Source organism: Streptomyces sp. NPDC006314 (assembly GCF_040613075.1).
GTDB lineage: Bacteria > Actinomycetota > Actinomycetes > Streptomycetales > Streptomycetaceae > Streptomyces.
Genome location: NZ_JBEXRL010000008.1, coordinates 26,998 through 43,714, shown reverse-complemented (window position 1 = coordinate 43,714; position 16,717 = coordinate 26,998). Strand labels below are relative to the sequence as shown.

At 73.8% G+C, this 16,717-nt stretch carries 16 protein-coding genes and 2 pseudogenes; 9 read left to right on the top strand and 9 right to left on the bottom strand.

Annotated elements, in window-relative coordinates:
• Window positions 1-121 precede the first annotated feature (121 nt).
• The 3 genes from ABZ079_RS16420 (at window position 122) to ABZ079_RS16410 (ending at window position 2,665) form a co-directional block, all read left to right on the top strand.
• Window positions 122-1,003: a sugar isomerase gene (locus tag ABZ079_RS16420; RefSeq protein WP_356940121.1), complete on the top strand. Its 882-nt coding sequence runs from the start codon at window positions 122-124 to the stop codon at window positions 1,001-1,003.
• 34 nt (window positions 1,004-1,037) lie between these two features.
• Window positions 1,038-1,898, top strand: coding sequence for a ketose-bisphosphate aldolase (locus ABZ079_RS16415; RefSeq protein WP_356940120.1), 861 nt, complete (start codon window positions 1,038-1,040; stop codon window positions 1,896-1,898).
• A 392-nt stretch (window positions 1,899-2,290) separates the two neighbouring features.
• Window positions 2,291-2,665, top strand: a complete 375-nt coding sequence (locus ABZ079_RS16410; RefSeq protein ID WP_356940119.1) for a hypothetical protein — start codon at window positions 2,291-2,293, stop codon at window positions 2,663-2,665.
• On the opposite strand, the gene ABZ079_RS16405 is transcribed toward ABZ079_RS16410, so the two are convergent.
• Complete coding sequence (locus tag ABZ079_RS16405; protein ID WP_356940118.1) at window positions 2,652-3,785, bottom strand: methyltransferase; 1,134 nt, start codon at window positions 3,783-3,785, stop codon at window positions 2,652-2,654. The genes ABZ079_RS16410 and ABZ079_RS16405 overlap by 14 nt on opposite strands.
• Window positions 3,786-3,864: 79 nt before the next feature.
• Between ABZ079_RS16405 and ABZ079_RS16400 the strand changes: the two genes are divergently transcribed.
• From ABZ079_RS16400 to ABZ079_RS16390, 3 genes are all read left to right on the top strand, one after another.
• Complete coding sequence (locus ABZ079_RS16400; RefSeq protein ID WP_356940117.1) at window positions 3,865-4,515, top strand: alpha-ketoglutarate-dependent dioxygenase AlkB; 651 nt, start codon at window positions 3,865-3,867, stop codon at window positions 4,513-4,515.
• Between the two features lie 48 nt (window positions 4,516-4,563).
• Window positions 4,564-5,802, top strand: coding sequence for an ROK family protein (locus ABZ079_RS16395; protein WP_356940116.1), 1,239 nt, complete (start codon window positions 4,564-4,566; stop codon window positions 5,800-5,802).
• A 74-nt stretch (window positions 5,803-5,876) separates the two neighbouring features.
• Window positions 5,877-6,587, top strand: coding sequence for an NUDIX hydrolase (locus ABZ079_RS16390; RefSeq protein WP_356940392.1), 711 nt, complete (start codon window positions 5,877-5,879; stop codon window positions 6,585-6,587).
• A 142-nt stretch (window positions 6,588-6,729) separates the two neighbouring features.
• Here ABZ079_RS16390 and ABZ079_RS16385 read toward each other — a convergent pair whose 3' ends face one another.
• From ABZ079_RS16385 to ABZ079_RS16370, 4 genes are all read right to left on the bottom strand, one after another.
• The gene (locus tag ABZ079_RS16385) at window positions 6,730-6,960 is read right to left on the bottom strand and encodes a DUF1272 domain-containing protein (protein WP_356940115.1); all 231 of its coding nucleotides are present in this window, start codon (window positions 6,958-6,960) and stop codon (window positions 6,730-6,732) included.
• A gap of 135 nt (window positions 6,961-7,095) precedes the next feature.
• Window positions 7,096-8,004, bottom strand: a complete 909-nt coding sequence (locus tag ABZ079_RS16380) for a phosphotriesterase (RefSeq protein WP_356940114.1) — start codon at window positions 8,002-8,004, stop codon at window positions 7,096-7,098.
• The gene (locus ABZ079_RS16375) at window positions 8,001-8,579 is read right to left on the bottom strand and encodes a DUF4865 family protein (protein WP_356940113.1); all 579 of its coding nucleotides are present in this window, start codon (window positions 8,577-8,579) and stop codon (window positions 8,001-8,003) included. The genes ABZ079_RS16380 and ABZ079_RS16375 overlap by 4 nt, the downstream gene beginning before the upstream one ends.
• Before the next feature lie 94 nt (window positions 8,580-8,673).
• Window positions 8,674-9,249 carry a TetR/AcrR family transcriptional regulator gene (locus ABZ079_RS16370; protein WP_356940112.1) on the bottom strand — a complete coding sequence of 192 codons (576 nt, stop codon included), beginning with the start codon at window positions 9,247-9,249 and terminating at the stop codon, window positions 8,674-8,676.
• A gap of 121 nt (window positions 9,250-9,370) precedes the next feature.
• Here ABZ079_RS16370 and ABZ079_RS16365 point away from each other — a divergent pair.
• Window positions 9,371-9,580: pseudogene (locus tag ABZ079_RS16365) on the top strand (SHOCT domain-containing protein); the annotation flags it as partial.
• A 475-nt stretch (window positions 9,581-10,055) separates the two neighbouring features.
• On the opposite strand, the pseudogene ABZ079_RS16360 reads toward ABZ079_RS16365, so the two are convergent.
• Both ABZ079_RS16360 and ABZ079_RS16355 read right to left on the bottom strand, forming a co-directional pair.
• A pseudogene (locus ABZ079_RS16360) lies at window positions 10,056-10,466 on the bottom strand (ATP-binding protein); the annotation flags it as partial.
• A 229-nt stretch (window positions 10,467-10,695) separates the two neighbouring features.
• Window positions 10,696-11,019: a hypothetical protein gene (locus ABZ079_RS16355; RefSeq protein ID WP_356940111.1), complete on the bottom strand. Its 324-nt coding sequence runs from the start codon at window positions 11,017-11,019 to the stop codon at window positions 10,696-10,698.
• Window positions 11,020-11,326: 307 nt separating this feature from the next.
• On the opposite strand from ABZ079_RS16355, the gene ABZ079_RS16350 reads away from it, so the two are divergent.
• The gene (locus tag ABZ079_RS16350) at window positions 11,327-12,451 is read left to right on the top strand and encodes a PLP-dependent cysteine synthase family protein (protein WP_356940110.1); all 1,125 of its coding nucleotides are present in this window, start codon (window positions 11,327-11,329) and stop codon (window positions 12,449-12,451) included.
• A gap of 127 nt (window positions 12,452-12,578) precedes the next feature.
• On the opposite strand, the gene ABZ079_RS16345 is transcribed toward ABZ079_RS16350, so the two are convergent.
• Together ABZ079_RS16345 and ABZ079_RS16340 are read right to left on the bottom strand one after the other, a co-directional pair.
• Window positions 12,579-13,040 (bottom strand): SRPBCC family protein, encoded by a 462-nt coding sequence (locus ABZ079_RS16345; RefSeq protein WP_356940109.1) that lies wholly within the window; start codon window positions 13,038-13,040, stop codon window positions 12,579-12,581.
• 67 nt (window positions 13,041-13,107) lie between these two features.
• Window positions 13,108-13,938, bottom strand: a complete 831-nt coding sequence (locus tag ABZ079_RS16340; protein WP_356940108.1) for a DeoR/GlpR family DNA-binding transcription regulator — start codon at window positions 13,936-13,938, stop codon at window positions 13,108-13,110.
• A 291-nt stretch (window positions 13,939-14,229) separates the two neighbouring features.
• Here ABZ079_RS16340 and ABZ079_RS16335 point away from each other — a divergent pair, with 291 nt between their 5' ends.
• Window positions 14,230-16,557: a hypothetical protein gene (locus ABZ079_RS16335; RefSeq protein ID WP_356940107.1), complete on the top strand. Its 2,328-nt coding sequence runs from the start codon at window positions 14,230-14,232 to the stop codon at window positions 16,555-16,557.
• The last annotated feature ends 160 nt before the right edge of the window (window positions 16,558-16,717 follow it).

The window sequence follows — 16,717 nt, the reverse complement described above, 5'->3', positions numbered from 1 at the left end:
CCCCGATCGTTCTCAGCGTCTCTCGGCGACCCTAGCGCACCCTGCCTTAGCCCCAATGCTTGATTGTGCTCGAAACCTCGCTATATCTTGCAGGAACAATCAGCAAGGGGAGGGTGCGGGCATGACCCATGTCGAGGACGAGCTGAACAGCCAGCCGGAGTGCTGGATACGGGCGGCCGAGGAGACGGGGCGGCACCGCGACGCGCTGCCGCGGCCGGGGGAACGGGTCGCCGTCGTGGGGTGCGGGACCTCGTACTTCATGGCACAGGCGGTGGCCGCCCTGCGCGAGGGCGCCGGGCAGGGCGAGACCGACGCGTTCGCCGCCTCCGAGTTCCCGCACGGGCGACCGTACGACCGGGTGCTCGCCCTCACCCGCTCCGGCACCACCACCGAAGTGCTTCACCTGCTCGGCGAGTTGAAGGGGAGCACGCGCACCACGGCCGTCACCGCCGACCCCGAGACCCCCGTCATGACGGCCGCCGACGACCTCGTCGTCCTGGACTTCGCCGACGAACGCTCCGTCGTCCAGACCCGGTTCGCGACCACCGCCCTCACCCTCCTACGCGCCCACCTCGGCCTGCACGCCGACACCGTCGTCACCGACGCGCGTACCGCCCTCTCCACTCCTCTGCCGCACGAGCTGGTCGCCTGCGCCCAGTTCACCTTTCTGGGACGTGGCTGGACCGTCGGACTCGCCAACGAGGCCGGCCTGAAGATGCGCGAGGCCTCCCTGTCCTGGACCGAGGCCTACCCGGCGATGGAGTACCGGCACGGCCCGATCAGCGTCACCACCGAGGGCACGGCCACCTGGATGCTCGGCGAGGCACCCGACGGGCTCGCCGAACAGGTCCGCGCCACCGGCGGGTTGTGGGTCGAGGGCCGGCTCGATCCGCTCGCCGAACTCGTCCGCGTCCAGCGGCTCGCCGTCGCCGTCGCCGCCGCGCGCGGCCTCGACCCCGACCAGCCGCGCCACCTCACCCGGTCCGTGATCCTCGCCCCCTGAGCCTGCCACCCCGCGTCCCGAAAGGACACCTCACGTGCCTCTCGCGTCAACCGGCGAGCTGGTCACCCGTGCCGCCGAAGCCCGCTCGGCCGTCGCCGCGTTCAACGTCATCACCCTGGAACACATCGAAGCCGTCATCGCCGGCGCCGAGTCGGCGGGCGCACCCGTCGTCCTCCAAGTCAGCGAGAACGCCGTCAAATTCCGCTACGGTCGGCTGTTGCCGCTGGCCCGCGCGGCCGTCGTTGCCGCGGAACGGGCCGCCGTACCCGTCGCCTTGCACCTGGACCACGTACAGAGCGACGACCTGCTGCGCCAGGCAGCCGACGCGGGCTTCAGCTCGGTGATGTACGACGCGGCCCGCCTCCCCTACACCGAAAATCTTGCCGCGACCCGGGCCGCCGCCGACTGGGCACATGCCCGAGAGCTCTGGATCGAGGCCGAGTTGGGCCAGGTCGGCGGCAAGGACGGACGGCCTGCGCTGGACGCGCACGCCCCGGGCGCCCGTACCGACCCCGACCAGGCCCGGGACTTCATCACCAGGACGGGAGCCGACGCCCTGGCCGTCGCCATCGGCAGCGTGCACGCCATGACCACCCGCACCGCCACCCTCGACCACGGCCTGCTCAAGCGGCTGGCCGCCGCGCTGGCCGTCCCGCTCGTGCTGCACGGTTCCTCCGGAGTGCCGGACGACGGACTGGCCGCGGCGGTCGTCGGCGGCATCGCCAAGGTCAACGTCGGCACCGCCCTCAACGCCGCCATGACCGCGGCGATCCGGGAGTTCCTCGCCGAGCACCCGGAGGCCGTCGACTCCCGGAAATACCTCAGCGTGGGCCGGGAGGCGATGGCCCGCGAGGTGGCCCGGATCATCCACGTCCTCTCCCGCGCCACCGGCTGATCACGCGCCGGACGAGCCTGCGCCTCGGGGAGCCGCCGGACGTGGTCGCCGCCGGCGTCGGTTTGCGCGGCGTCGCGAGCCGGCGGACGTCTTCCGGCTCCCCGAGCCGTGGCAGCAGCACCCGTACGGCCACGCCGCCGAGCCGACCGTGGACGGCACCCCGCACGTCCTGCGGCCGGGCCGGGTGAGCCTCGTACCGCCCGGCACGTCCGTCCACCACCCCTACCGGGGTCCTCCGAGCACCCGTACGCACACCTGCGCATCCCGGCCGCCGGACCGCTCCGCACGCTCCCCGTCGTGCAGGACACCGGACCCGAACTCGCCCTCACCGCCGCGTTGCGGCAGCCGGTGGCCGCCGTGCCCGGCTCGCCCGAGGAGACCCGCGCCGAGGTATGGGCCGCGTTGTGGCGCATCGCCCGGCTGACGCCCGCGCCGGCGAACGGTCAGGCCCGCACCCGGCGTTCCGCGCGGCCGTCGCCCGCAACGAGGCACATCCGGCCGACCCGCTCACCGTGCCGGAGATCGCCCGGGGCGGCGAGCGTCTCGCACCACCACCTGATCCGCCTCTTCCGAGCGGCGACCGGGACACGCTGACCGCCTACGTCCGCCGCCGCGGACTCGGCCGCGCCCACCTGCTGCACACCCGGCCCCTGGCCGTCCCGGCGATCGCGGCCGCCATCGGCATCCCCGATCCCCAGACCTTCGGCGAAGCCTGCCACCGCGGGCTCGGCGCCTCCCCGCGAGCCGTGCGCGCTAGCTCTTCCTGACGGCCTTCAGCACCACGAACTTCGGGTCACTGGCAACCAGTTCGCTGTTCCCGAAAAGCCGCTTGAGCTTGACGTGGTAGCCGAGGTGCCGGTTGCCGATCACCCACAGCTCGCCGCCCGGCCGCAGCGCGCGCTTCGCCCCGGTGAACATCCGCCAGGCCGTCGCATCGGTCGTCGCCTGGTGGGAGTGGAACGGCGGGTTGTTCAGTACGAGGTCCACACTGCCGGGCGCCACCCCGGCCAACCCGTCCCCGACCCGGAACTCGGCGTGCCCGGGCACCCCGTTCGCCTTGTACGTCGCCTCCGCCGAGGCCACCGCCTGGAACGACTCGTCGACGAACAGCACCTCGGCCGCCGGGTCGGCCAGCGCCACCGCCGTACCGACGACGCCGTTGCCGCACCCGAGGTCCACCACACGACCCGCGCCCGGACCGGGCAGGTGCTGGAGGAAGAAGCGGGTGCCGATGTCGAGCCGGTCGGCGCAGAAGACACCCGCGTGATTCACGACCGTGCGGCCCGACACCGCGCCGACGCCGCCCGGGAGGGCGTAGCAGTACGGCCACGGGTTGGCGGGCCGCTCCAGCGCCGGATCCGGGGTGCAGAAGATCAGCCGTGCCTTCTGCCGGGCCGGCGAGGTCCGGGTTGGGCCGAGGATCCGCTCGAACAGCTGGAGCGTGGAGGTGTGGATCTCCTTCACCATCCCGGTGCCGACGACGACCGTCCCAGCGTGCACGGCGGGCGCCAGCCGCGACAGCTGGTCCTCCAGCAGAGCCAGACTCTTGGGCACCCGCACGAGCAGCACGTCCACGCGCTCCGGGGGCGGATCCTGCGTCGTGAGGAGCCGTACGGCGCCGGGCTCGACGCCGGCCCGCGCCAGGTTGGCCCGGGTCGCCTCCTGGCCCAGGAAGGAGTCGGTGATCTGCGTCGGCCCGTGCTCCGCCAGCGCCGTGACCAGCGCGCCCCAGCGGTCCCCGACCACCACGACCGTCCCCGTGAGCGGCACCTGCTGCTCGGCCAGGTGGCGCAGCAGATACGCGTCGGAGGCGTCCCAGGCACGAAGCCGGTCGCGCGGATCCTCGGGGAAGCGGGTCAGCTCGACCTCGCCCCACGGTGTCGTCATACGGTCGCTCATCGTCCGTCCAGGCTAGCGGAGCCGCAGATCAGGGACGGTGGGGCGGGCATGCGGCAGGATGGAGCGCGTGGACGTGGAGCTGTTTCCCAGGGAGCGCGCGGAGGTCGCGCCGGGCGCCGTGCACGTCCCGGACTGGCTGGACGCCGAACGGCAGCGCGAGCTGCTCGCCGCCTGCCGGGGGTGGGCGCGGCCTCCGGCCGGCCTCCGCACGGTCCGTACCCCGGGCGGCGGCACGATGACCGCGCGCCAGGTGTGCCTGGGCTGGCACTGGTACCCGTACGCCTACGCCCGCACGGCCGTGGACGGCGACGGAGCGCCCGTGAAGCCGTTCCCGGACTGGCTGGCCGAGCTGGCCCGCCGTGCGGTGGCCGAGGCACTCGGCCCGCAGGCCGTCCCGGCCGGACCGTACGACATCGCCCTGATCAACTTCTACGACGGCGAAGCCCGCATGGGCATGCACCGCGACAGCGACGAGGAGGCGGACGCGCCGGTGGTCTCGCTGAGCCTCGGCGACACGTGTGCGTTCCGCTTCGGCAACGCCGAGACGCGCGCCAGGCCCTACACCGACGTGGAGCTGCGCAGCGGAGACCTGTTCGTCTTCGGCGGACCCTCCCGGCTCGCCTACCACGGCGTACCGCGCGTGCACCCGGGTACGGCCCCGCCCTGGCTGGGCCTCGCCGGCCGGCTGAACATCACCCTGCGGGTCAGCGGCCTGTAACCGGCGGCGCCGGCGACCACGGGTGCGGATCATGGGAGACTCGCCCTCATGAGCGGCAAGGCGGATCCCCGGACAGCGGGGGAGAGGACCACCTCGAGGGCGCGGCTGGACCGGGGGCGCGGTGCGCTCGGACCTGCGCTGGAGCTGGTGCACACCGGGCGGGCGCCGACCCGGGCCGTACTCACCGCCGAACTCGGCGTCACTCGCGCCACCGCCGGCGCGGTGGCCGCCGAGCTGGAGGCGCTGGGCCTGATCCGGGTGGACGCCCGGCCGGGCGCCGCGGCCGGCTCCCAGGGCCGCCCGTCGCACCGGCTGGAGATCGCCGACGACGGGCCGGTCGCCTTGGCGGCGCAGGTCCACGCAGACGGCTTCCGGGCCGCGCTGGTCGGTCTCGGCGGGCGGATCGTGGCGACAGCGCCGGGCTGTGAGACCGTCGACGCCGACCCGGCGAAGGTGTTGGGCTCGGTCGTGGAGGCGGGTGCCGAACTCCTGCGCACGACCGGCCGGCGCTGTGTCGGCGCCGGGCTCGCCGTACCGTCGGCCGTCGCCGAACCCGACGGCCTGGCCCTGAACCCCCTGCACCTGGCCTGGCCCGTCGGCGCCCCCGTCCGGCGGATCTTCGCGGAGTGCGTGCGCGCCGCCGGCATCACCGGCCCCGCCTTCGCGGCCAACGACGTCAATCTCGCCGCGCTCGCCGAACACCGGCACGGCGCCGGCCGGGGCGCCCGGGATCTGCTGTGCGTGGCCACCGGGCACCGGGGCGTCGGCGGCGCCCTGGTCCTGGACGGCCGCCTGCACAGCGGTAGTTCGGGCCTCGCCCTGGAGGTCGGCCACCTCACCGTGAACCCGGAGGGGCGCCCCTGCCACTGCGGCAGCCGGGGCTGTCTGGACGTCGAGGCCGACCCGCTCGCCCTGCTGATCGAGGCGGGGCGTGCGCCGGGCCCCGAGGTGTCCCTGCTCCAGCAGGCCAACGACCTGCTGCGCACCCAGTACGCCGACCCGGCCGTCCGCACGGCCGCCGAGGCACTGATCGACCGCCTCGGACTCGGGCTCGCCGGGCTGGTCAACATCCTCAACCCCGACCGCATCATCCTCGGCGGTCTGCACCGCACCCTCCTGGCCGCCGACCCCGGCCGTCTGCGAGCTGTCGTCGCCGACCGCAGCCTGTGGGGGCAGAGCGGTGGCGTACCGATCCTGCCGTGCACCCTGGACCACAACAGCCTGGTCGGCGCGGCGGAGTTGGCATGGCAGCCGGTACTGGACGACCCACTGGGGGCGCTGCCGTGACGGCTCCCCAGGGTTCCCCGGTCGCCGAGGGTTCCCCAGTCGCCGAGGTTCCCGCGGTCTCCGAGGCTTCCGAGGTGGAACTCCTGCCCGCCACGCGCATCCGGCTCGTGGAGACGGCCGTACCGGAACTCGCGCCGCGGCACCGCTCGGCGATGGACCGCGTCTGGGAGGCGGCGGTCCGGGCCAACCCGGCGTTGTTCGACGGCCCGGTGGCCGCACTGACCGGCCTGGAGGCGGACGGGCGGGGCGGGCTGGTCCTGTCCTGGGCGCGGGCCACCTACCGGTATCGGGCGCTGCGCCAGGTGCCCGGCGCGGCCGTGTGCTCCTCCCTGTTCGTCTCCGTGCTCCAGCCCACCGACGACGGGCGTCTGCTGATCGGCCGGATGTCTCCCTCGACCGCGGCTCCGGGCCGCTGGCAGCTGCCCGGCGGCACCGTGGAACCACCGCTGGACGGGGGAGAGTTGACCCTGGCCGACCTGCGCGCGCACGCGGCCCGCGAACTGGCCGAGGAGACCGGGTCCGACACCCCGGCCGACGCCCTCACCCGGTGGCTGACCACCCGAGGCGACCGAGGCAACGTCGGCGTCCTCTTCGTCGCCCCGCCGCGTCCCACGCGGGAGCTGCGCGACCGGTACGCGGCGCTGGTACGGGCGGAGACGGCACGCGGCGCCGACTCCGAGTTCGACCGCATCGAGCTGATCCACTCATCCGCCGACCTGGCGGCCCTCGAGGGACCCCACGTCGACTATCTGCGACCGGTCGTACGCCATTACACCGGCATCTGAGCCATCACGCTCGACGGCACCGATGCCAGGCCACCTGCGAGCAGATCGCCTGCCCGGCCGTCGGACTCCACGGACACCTGACGGCAGCCGGCCGGTTCCTGTCAGCGGCGCCGCCGTCTGCCCCCGGGCGGGGCCGACGGCATCAGGACCGTGAGGCCGGGGCGGCCCGCCCCGGCTCGTGGTACGCCGGCGCGACGGCCACGCGGCGCGGCCGGGCGACGAGTTCGCCGCCGCAGTTGGGACAGGTCTGCCCGATGACCTCGGCGCACGGCACGCAGAACGTGCACTCGTACGAGCAGATGCGGGCCGGACCGTCCGCCGGCAAGGCCGTGGTCGTACAGCGCTCGCAGTGGTCACGCATCTCCAGGGACATGTGGTCTCGTCTCCTCGGGCCGGGTCCGGCGGTGTCCGCCTCGGGTCAGTGGTTGTTCCTTCCCATCCTCCGGACGGCGCCCGGCGCCGAAACCGTCCGGAGGGACAGGGATCCCCACGATCGGGCCACGCCCCCTCACTTCCAGTCGGCCGCGAACGCCCGCCCGGGATGCTCCGTGAGGATGCGGTCCACCAGCTCCGCCCCCACCGCCTCCGCCAGCCTCGGCCGCACCCGGCGCAGCAGGTACGGCATCCCGGGGCCGCCGTCGACCGAGCGCGCCCCGGCGACCACCGTGTCCCCGCCGAGCAGCAGCCGGTTCCCGAATCCGGCCTCCGCCAGCGCCCGGACCGCCTCGGGCATCCGCCAGTCGGTGACGTGATGGGCGAGGGACGGTCCGTCGAACGCCAGCCAGCAGCCCGACTCGGCGGCCTGCCGCTGCACCACCGGGTCGGGAAAGCGGTTCAGGTGCCCCAGGATCACCCGGTCACCGGGCACTCCCAACTCGCCGCACAGCAGGTCGAGTACGTCGAGCGCGCCCGTGCCCAGCTCCAGGTGGACGGCGATCGCGGCGCCGGTGGCGTGGTGCGCCTCAGCCGCCGCCGTCATGGTCCAGCGGGCGTGTGCGTCGAGGCCGTGGAAACCGCCCGCCACCTTGATCAGCCCGGCCCGCACCCCCGACCTGCCGATGCCCTCGGTCAGCTCGGACACGAACACGTCCGCCAGCCGGTCGCGCAGCCCGCCGAGCAACTCCCGGGAATAATGGGCGGCTTGGTGAAGCCCCGTGGCGCAGACCACCCGCACCCCGGTGGCCCTGGACAGCTCCGGCAGGTCCGCCGCCCGCCGTCCCATCCCGTACGGCGTCCACTGGACTACGGCCGCCCCGCCTGCCGCGCGGAACGCGGCCAGTTCGGCCCGCGCGGCGCGGACGTCGTCGAGTTCCCGCCCCGGCAGCTGCGGGCTACGCAGGAAGAGATGATCGTGCGCGTCGCACACCCCCAGCTCAGCGGGGTCGATGTCGCCGAGGGCCGTACGGACGCGGCTCACCACCGCCTGCCGCGCGGGAGCCGGTCCCGGCCGGGCGCGGACAGGTGCAGCACCTGGAAGACGTCCCCGTCGGCCTTGGGGGCGTCGTGCTCCCAGAGGGAGAAGTGCACCAGCTCCCAGCGGTGCGGATCCACGGCCGCCGCCGCGAGCACGGCCCCGTCCTCACCGGCCAGCCGCTCCGTCGTACCGGCCGCGTCCTCCATCAGCGCGGACAGTTCGACGCCGTCCGGCACCGGCACCCGCCGCCGTACGGCGAACGCGGCGCGCGAGCCCGCGCCTTCGGTGTAGGCGAGCCCGGTCCACTGCCGCACGGCGGGCCGCCCGAAGTCGTCGACCAGCCCCTGGAAGGCGCCGCCCCACAGGAAGCGGTTCATGCCCTCCACGGTGTTCCACAGGTAGAACGGCGCGTACTGGTTGACCGGCGAGCCGTACTGCCCGCGTTCGCGCAGCAGATAGGTCTTGAATCCGAGGCCGTCCCAGTCGTCGAGCAGGTGTCCGATGCGGGCGACGCGCGCGCGGATGATGTCCGTGTCGTAGTCGGCGGGGAGAGTCAACTCGTACTGCATGGCGTGCATGAGGCAGCCCTTCCTTGGTATCCGGCGTGCTCAGCAGGGGTATTCGGCCGTCGGCACATGGACGTCCCACTCCGTGGTGGTGCCGTTCTCGGACTCAGTTCTCCGGTCCGGGAGTTCGGGGAGTGAGCAGGGAGAGCAGGCCCCGGACGCCGGCGTCGAAGGCGGCGGGGGAGCCGGACGCCCGGGCGAGGACGTAGCCGCCCTGGACGGTCGCGACGACGGCCGCGCCGATCTCCTCGCCGTCCAGCTCCGGCGCGAACTGACCCTGCCGTTTGCCCTCTTCGACGATCTCGGCGATCAGCTCCCTGATCCGCGCGATGGTCTCGTCCACCGGTGCCCGCAGCTCGTCGCTCGCGATCACGTCCGGGTCCATGGTCAGCCGGCCGACCGGGCAGCCGCGCAGTACGTCGCGCTCGCGCGTCAGATAGGCCTCGATCCGCTCGTACGGCGTGCCCGGCCCCCTCAGGGCGCGCTCGGCGGTGGCCCGCAGTTCCTCGGCGGTCCGCCGGATCGCCGCCAGGGCGAGGTCCGGCTTGCCCTTGAAGTGGTGGTACATGCTGCCCTGGCCGGCGCCCGCGCGCTCCAGGATCGCCTTGGGGCTGGTGCCCACGTACCCGCGCTCCCACAGCAGCTCACGGGTGGACTCGATCAGTCGTTCCGGGGTGCTCATACAGCTACTGTACATACTAGTAGTTACAACGCGCTGGCCGGCAGTCCGAGTAGCACGCAGTCCACCAGTCCACCAGTCCACCAGTCCGCCAGTCCGCCAGTCCGCCAGTCCGCAGTCCGCAGGCGCCGTCACCGTCCTGCGTCGCACCGGCGGGCGCGGCCGCGGCGGACCCTGGCGGCGCTTGGACGGCGGCCGTCCGGCGGGTGACTCGCCGCTCGCGGTCCTCGGCCGCCGCTTGGCGTCCGGCGAGATCGACGAGGACGAGTGCTGGCGCCGCCTGTCCGTCCTGGAGGAGCGCTTCGGCGGCCTCGGCAAGGGCGGTGCGGCATGACCCCGCGCGGCTCGCGGTGGTGGCGCCGGTGTCACGGCCGGTGCCCTCGTCGGCCCGAGCCCGGCCCGACGCGCGGCCCGCCTGGCGTCCTGCGGTGGATCTCGAAGAGTGATCAATCCGAGGCGCGGGCCGCGGTGGGCGTGGAAGTCCCGGCCGGAGCGGGAGCCGCCGTGGTGACCGAAGCCCCCGCACGTGGGCCGACCGGTGCGCCGGCGGCGACCGGAGTCCTTGCCCCGACCGGAGCCGCCGCGGTGACCGGAGTCCCCGCACGTGGGCCGACCGGTGCCCCGGCGGCGACCGGTGTCCCCGCGCCGACGGGAGTCGCCGCATCGACCGGTGTCCCCGTACCGACCGGAGTCCCGGCCCGGACGGGGGCAGGGGCCGGTGCGGGTCGCACCTCGGCCGGTCGGGCCGCCGCGGGCTGTCGCCCCGCCGCGCGGTGCGGCGCGCGGGCCGCGTGGGTGCGGAGCACCGTCGGGGCGGGCAGCGTGAACCACACGACCTTGCCGTTCTCGCCGTCCGGCCGCGCACCCCAGCTCTCGCTCATCGCGGCGACCATCGCCAGGCCCCGCCCGCAGGTGGCCAGCGGGCCGGCGTCCGGCACGGACGCGGTGTCGGCCAGCACGGGAAGACGCGGATCGTGATCGCGCACCGAGACGGTGAGCCGGTCCGGCAGCAACTCCAGCTCGACGGTGCACGACTTGTCGGGTCTGGCGTGCCGGTGCACGTTGCTCAGCAGCTCCGTCACGCCGAGCGCGGCCCGGTCTATCAACGGGTCCAGATGCCAGTAGCGCAACTGCGCAGATACGATTCTGCGGACCTGGCCGATCCGCGACGGCAGGGCTTGGAGCTCCACCGTGCAGTGCCTGCTTGGGTGACTGATCACGGCTGCGACTCCCCGATGTAGAGGTCCGGAGGAACCGGAAAAACACGGAGAAGAACGGATCCAGCAGGGTGCTTGCGTCCAAACGTCCGCCTGCTGTCGTGGCCGGCGGCTGGTTCGCAGTGTTATCGCCGGTAAACCCAGAGTGACGTGAGACCAGCGTGACGCAGCAGGTGCGCTGGTGCAACTCGCCGCGACGAGCCGCTGCGGGGAGTGCGCGACCGTGCGTTCGTCAGCCGTCGCGTCCGCCCGCCCGGCGCACCGCCTCGATGAACCGCCGCGCCGCAGGCGGCCCCGGCTCGCCCGGTGCGGGGTCGTGCCCGCCCAGCGTCAGCAGGTATCGCTTGCCGTTGAGGTCGGCCAGCGCCCGGTCGTCCGGCGCGAACCACGGCTTGGACGCCCGTACCGCCTGTACCGGCGCGCTGTCGATCTCGCTGCCGTAGCTGGTGAGCAGCTCCAGCCTGCCGCCGCTGATCCGGACCTGCCCGGCGCGGGTGAGTGAACGCAGCCGCTTGCCGATCCGCACGCCCGTGGCCGTGAACTCCGGCTCCGCCATCCTTCGCCGCCCCCTTGCGCGTGTTCCGGTGGTCCTGTGTGCGCCCCCGTACGGGACGATCGTCCCGACGCGTGCAGTCTGCCCCGATGCGGCCTGGAGCACCAGTACGCACACGGGGCGCGTGCGACGGACGGGCGGAGCACTCCCGTCAATGCGCCCCCCGGTTGCCTCGCACGCCCGGTCCCCAGGGCGTCTTTGGGGTGCTCAAAGATGCGTTTATGCAGGTGGGAAGCTGTCTGAAAGATGCCTATGCTCAAGGTGTCGGCCGCACGCAGCGCCGTCGGCGCCCAGCGTAAGGAGCACCGCCGTGAGCATCGTCCCCCAGGTCCGGACCGGCGCCACCCTCGACGTCGACCGTAGTGACGCCGCCTACCGCGAGTGGCTGAAAGAAGCCGTACGCAAGGTCCAGGCCGACGCCAACCGCTCGGCGGACACACACCTGCTGCGCTTCCCGCTGCCCGAGCGGTGGGGCATCGACCTCTATCTGAAGGACGAGTCGACGCACCCCACCGGCAGCCTCAAGCACCGGCTCGCCCGTTCCCTGTTTCTCTACGGCCTCTGCAATGGCTGGATCCGCCCGGACCGTCCCGTGATCGAGGCGTCCAGCGGCTCGACCGCCGTCTCCGAGGCGTACTTCGCGAAGCTGATCGGCGTGCCCTTCATCGCGGTCATGCCGCGCACGACGAGCGCCGAGAAGTGCCGCCTCATCGAGTTCCACGGCGGCCGATGTCACTTCGTGGACGACTCCCGGAAAATGTACGAGGAGTCCGCCCGCCTCGCGGTGGAGACCGGCGGTCACTACATGGACCAGTTCACCTACGCCGAGCGGGCCACCGACTGGCGCGGCAACAACAACATCGCCGAATCGATCTTCCGGCAGCTGGAGCTGGAACGGTTCCCGGAGCCGACGTGGATCGTCGCCACCGCCGGCACCGGCGGTACGTCGGCGACGCTCGCCCGCTACGTCCACTACATGCAGTACGACACCCGGATCTGTGTGGCCGACCCGGAGAACTCCTGCTTCTTCGAGGGCTGGACCACCGGCGATCCGGACGTCACCTGCGACTGCGGCTCCCGGATCGAGGGCATCGGCCGGCCGCGTATGGAGCCGAGCTTCGTGCCCGGTGCGATCGACCGGATGATGAAGGTCCCGGACGCGGCCAGCGTGGCCGCCGTACGCGCCCTGGAGCGGGTCATCGGCCGCAAGGCGGGCGGCTCGACGGGCACCGGGCTGTGGAGCGCGCTGAAGATCGTCTCCGAGATGGTGGCCGAGGGGCGCCGGGGCAGCGTCGTCACCCTGCTGTGCGACCCCGGCGACCGGTACCTCGACAAGTACTACTCGGACGCGTGGCTCGCGGAGCAGGGCCTGGAGATCGCGCCGTACACGACGGCGATCGAGACCCTGCTGGCGACGGGCGTCTGGCCCCGCTGAAGCCGCGGAAGCCCGCGGCCGGCTGAAGTCCGAGACCTGTCGGACGCCTGTGGTCCGGCCGAAGCCCGAGGAGGCCGACCGCGCCTGGGGCCGGCCGGAGCCGGGGCGGGCCGAGCCTGTATGCCGGCTACCCGAGCCGCCGGTCCAGTGCCGCGACCGCGTCGCGGAAGGCGCGGCCGGCGCCCGGCCGGACCAGGCGGCACACCAGGCGGAACGCGGCCGTACCGTCGAGCGCGAAGGTCATCCGCACACGGGTCCCGGTGCCGGCCGGAGCCAGGCGCCACTCCTCGACCCACGCGCGGGCTCCCGGTGCGTTGGTCACGTCGACCCGGTAGGCGTACACCTCGGGCCCCTCGGCCAGCAGCACTGTCTCCTCGAAGCGGGTACCGCCCCGCAGCCGGACCTCGCGCCCGCCCTCCGTCGGCCGGGCCGAGGACACCGCCGAGAACCACTCCGGCCAGCCCGCCACGTCCTCGGCGAGGGCTCGGAAGACCACGTCCGGTGCGGCGGCCATGTCCCGGGTGAACGCCAGTCGTAGGGGCGCGGTCTGCACGAACTCCGGACCGACCGGGCGCAGACGCTGAGCCATGGCCACGACCCCCTCGTGCGTCCCCCGCGTATACGGGGCGCTGACCATCAGCTTAGTTGACGTGCCGTCAGATGTCGTCGTCCGGCTCCGGCTCGCCCGCGACGATCAGCCGCGGCAGACGCTCCGAGATCTCCTCGCGTGCGTCGGCGGGCAGCCCCGCGTCCGTGACCAGCGTGTCCACCTGCTCCAGCGCGGCGAACGAACTCAAGCCCACCGTGCCCCACTTGGTGTGGTCGGCGACCACCACGACCTGGCGCGCGGAGTGCACAAGCCGTCGGTTGGTCTCGGCCTCCGCGAGGTTCGGCGTGGACAGTCCGGCCTCCACCGATATGCCGTGCACCCCGAGGAAGAGCAGGTCGAAATGGAGCGCGGCGATCGCCTGGTCGGCCACCGGACCCACCAGTGAGTCGGACGGGGTGCGCACACCTCCGGTCAACACGACCGTGGCCGCGCCCTGCCGCTGCCCCGAGGTCCGCTGCGCCGCGTGGAAGACATCCGCGACCCGCACCGAGTTCGTCACCACGGTAAGGTCGGGCACCTCCAGCAGATGCTGCGCGAGCGCGTACGTCGTCGTACCGCCGGACAGAGCGATCGCCGTGCCCGGGGCGACCAGTCGCGCGGCGGCGCGCGCGATGTCCTCCTTGGCGGTCAGTTCGAGTCCCGACTTCACCTCGAACCCCGGCTCGTGGGTGCTGGGCTCGACCACCGGCACCGCGCCGCCGTGCACCTTCTCCAGCACCCCCTGGCGGGCGAGCGCGTCAAGATCGCGGCGCACCGTCATGTCGGACACACCGAGCTTGCGGGTCAGTTCGTTGACCCGCACACCGCCCCGGCGCCGGACCTCGTCCAGGATCAGGGCGCGGCGCTGCTCCGCGAGGAGGTTCTGATTCTCGCTCACGTACGCTCCGGTCCTTTCGCCGCCAACCGTCCGACACGCCCGGCGCACCTGCTACGACCAGGACGTACCAGCTGTCCGGAGATGCGCGGGCGTCCCATCCTTTCACGGGTCGGTACCGGTTGCGCCACCGCCTGACACGACGCGCACATGCCACTCCGGTCGCGGCTGTCCCGCCCCGTCACACGGATCGGGGAGATTCCGTGACGACATGTGTACAACGCCGCGGAACCGGAGATCCTGAGCCCGCACCGACACAGTCCTTCAGGGCGTCATGGGGGAAGTGCGATAACAGTGGAACGTGCGCAGGAACGCCCCGCCGGGCGGCAACCGACCGAGCCGCGGCACGAGCCGGACACCGACCTGGAACTTCTCGTGCACGGAGTCGGCGGCACCACACCCGAGAAGATGCTCGGTGATCCGCGCACGGTCCGGATCACCGGCGACGACACGGCCGCCGTGTTCCGCCGCGCCGCGGACGCCGAGGCCGGGAGCCCTCCGCGGCACCGGCCCGTCCGGGAGGCGTACGTCTGGTGCAAGCTGACCTCCGGTGACGGCAGCCGCGCCCTGTGGCTGTTACTGCTGCCGTTCATGGTGGTCAACCTCGCCCACTGGATGCGCCCCGCCGCACCGGGCCGGCAGCGCACCGTCCGGCTCTACGGCCTCCTCGTACGCCTGGCCGCCCTCACCCTGACCGTGCTGCTGGTGGCCGCCGCCTGCGAGGTGGCCCTGGACCTGGTGGCCTGGCAGTGCGCCGGTGACCGTGCCTGCGCCCGCCGCCACTCCTGGCTGGGCTTCCTGGCACCCGGCCCGGCCGCCGGCGGATGGTGGAGTACGCCCGGTCGCCGGCTCGCCCTCGCCGCACTGGTCCCGGCCGCGCTCACCGGCCTGCTCTGGTACCTCTCCCACCGCACCTGGAACGCGTACGAGTCCCACCAGCCCCTCTCCCACGACCCCGACCCGGCCACCGACGGCAGCGCCCTGGCCCGGCCCGGCTTCTGGTACGGGCGCCGCCTCGTGGCCCGGCTGCGCGCCGCCCATACCGCGGCCGGCCTGCTGACCGTGGCCGCCGCCGTCGCCATCCCCGCGGTCCGCTTCGACCACCGCCCCGGCGGCCCCGCCGCCCTGGACGCCCTGAGCTGGCTGCTGACCGCGGCCCTGCCGGCCTGGGCGGGTGCGGCGGTGGGCGTGGTCTGCCGCCGGGGCCGCAGCGAGAACCGCCTCGACCAGCGGCTCGACCGGCACCTCGTACGATGCCTGCCGCTCGGCGCGCTCACCCTGCTGTTCCTCACCCTGCTGTACGCCGGCTGGGCCCGGCCGGGCTGGCGGTCCGCGGGCCGGCTGCCCGGGGACCCGGCGTTCGGTGCCCTGATGCTGACCCAGGGACTGCTCGTGGTCGCCCTCGCCGCCGTGGCCGGGTACCTGTACCGGCGCCGCCCCGACCCGCGCGCCGGAATGCGCGGACTCGGCGGTCCCGCCGTCGCCCTGCTCGCCTGTGCGCTGGGCGGAGTGATCTCCGGCGGGGTCGCCCAGCGCGTCGCCGACTGGCTGGACGGCACCCGCGCCCTGCTGCCGGGGCCACCCGTCCTGCTCACCTGGCAGGCGTCCGCGATCCCTGCCCTGCTCGCCGTCCTGCTGCTCCTGGCCGCCCGGCTCGCCCTGAGCACCGCCCGGCTCGCCCGCGCCGAACGCGACCGGGTCCGCCGTGAGCATCCCGGCGAACCCGAGGACCCGGCCCGCACCCGTGCCATCGCCCACGCCCGGGCCATGGCCACCCTCACCGACCGGGCCCCGCTCGTCCTCGCCGTGCTCACCGCCACCACGCTGCTGCTGGGAGCCGCCGGGCTGGCCGGTGCCCTGGCCACCGGGAAGACGCCCGCCGCCGCGGCCCGTCGCACCCACGACGCCGTACAGGCCCTGGCCGAGACCTCGCAGGCACTGGGCTCCTGGCTGATCGGGCTCGGTTTCCTGCTGTTCGTCACCTGGGGCAGGCGCGCCTACAAGGACGCCTCGGCCCGCCGCACCATCGGCATCCTCTGGGACGTCGGCACCTTCTGGCCGCGCGCCGCCCACCCCTTCGCACCGCCCTGCTACGCCGAGCGCGCGGTGCCGGACCTGACCTGGCGGATGGCGGCCTGGACCCAGCGCACCGGAGGCCGGCTGGTTCTCTCCGGGCACTCCCAGGGCAGTGTCCTCGCCGCCGCGGCGGCCTGGCAGCTGAGCCCGCCGGTACGCGGACGCGTCGCCCTGCTGACCTACGGCTCCCCCCTGGAGCGCCTGTACGGCCGCTGGTTCCCGGCTCACTTCGGCCCGCCGGCGCTCGCCGCGCTGCACCGCGATGTCGCCTGCTGGCGCAACCTCCACCGCCTGACCGACCCCATCGGCGGCCCCGTCCGTGTCCCCGGCGACAGCGCCCCGCCGGTGGACCACGAGGCTCTCGAGGACCCCCTCGTCTACGGCCGCAGCTCCGACCACCCACTGCCGGCCCCGATCCTCGGCCACTCCGACTACCAGGCGGACCCGGCCTTCACCCGCGAACGGGCCCGGCTGCTGAACCGCCTGTGCCCGGACCTGCCGGGGCAGCGCCCTGATCCGGGAGCCCCGGGGCGAGGCCGCGGCTAGGCCGCGTGCGCCACGTCTCCACGACGACCCGGCCCGGCTGCCGCACCGTGGCGTTCCGACCGGTGGGTACCTGGTCCGGGCCGCCGACGACATCGGTGCCGCGCACGTTCCGGTACGGGGCGAGGGCCTGCTCGTTTCCCGCGACGAGCGGGAACCCGCC

Bases quoted from the DNA above. Each gene is read 5' to 3' on its own strand.
- ABZ079_RS16420 (WP_356940121.1), top strand. From the start codon at position 122: ATGACCCATGTCGAGGACGAGCTGAACAGCCAGCCGGAGTGCTGGATA.
- ABZ079_RS16410 (WP_356940119.1), top strand. From the start codon at position 2,291: ATGGGCCGCGTTGTGGCGCATCGCCCGGCTGACGCCCGCGCCGGCGAA.
- ABZ079_RS16405 (WP_356940118.1), bottom strand. From the start codon at position 3,785: ATGACGACACCGTGGGGCGAGGTCGAGCTGACCCGCTTCCCCGAGGAT.
- ABZ079_RS16395 (WP_356940116.1), top strand. From the start codon at position 4,564: ATGAGCGGCAAGGCGGATCCCCGGACAGCGGGGGAGAGGACCACCTCG.
- ABZ079_RS16385 (WP_356940115.1), bottom strand. From the start codon at position 6,960: ATGTCCCTGGAGATGCGTGACCACTGCGAGCGCTGTACGACCACGGCC.
- ABZ079_RS16375 (WP_356940113.1), bottom strand. From the start codon at position 8,579: ATGCACGCCATGCAGTACGAGTTGACTCTCCCCGCCGACTACGACACG.
- ABZ079_RS16370 (WP_356940112.1), bottom strand. From the start codon at position 9,249: ATGAGCACCCCGGAACGACTGATCGAGTCCACCCGTGAGCTGCTGTGG.
- ABZ079_RS16355 (WP_356940111.1), bottom strand. From the start codon at position 11,019: ATGGCGGAGCCGGAGTTCACGGCCACGGGCGTGCGGATCGGCAAGCGG.
- ABZ079_RS16345 (WP_356940109.1), bottom strand. From the start codon at position 13,040: ATGGCTCAGCGTCTGCGCCCGGTCGGTCCGGAGTTCGTGCAGACCGCG.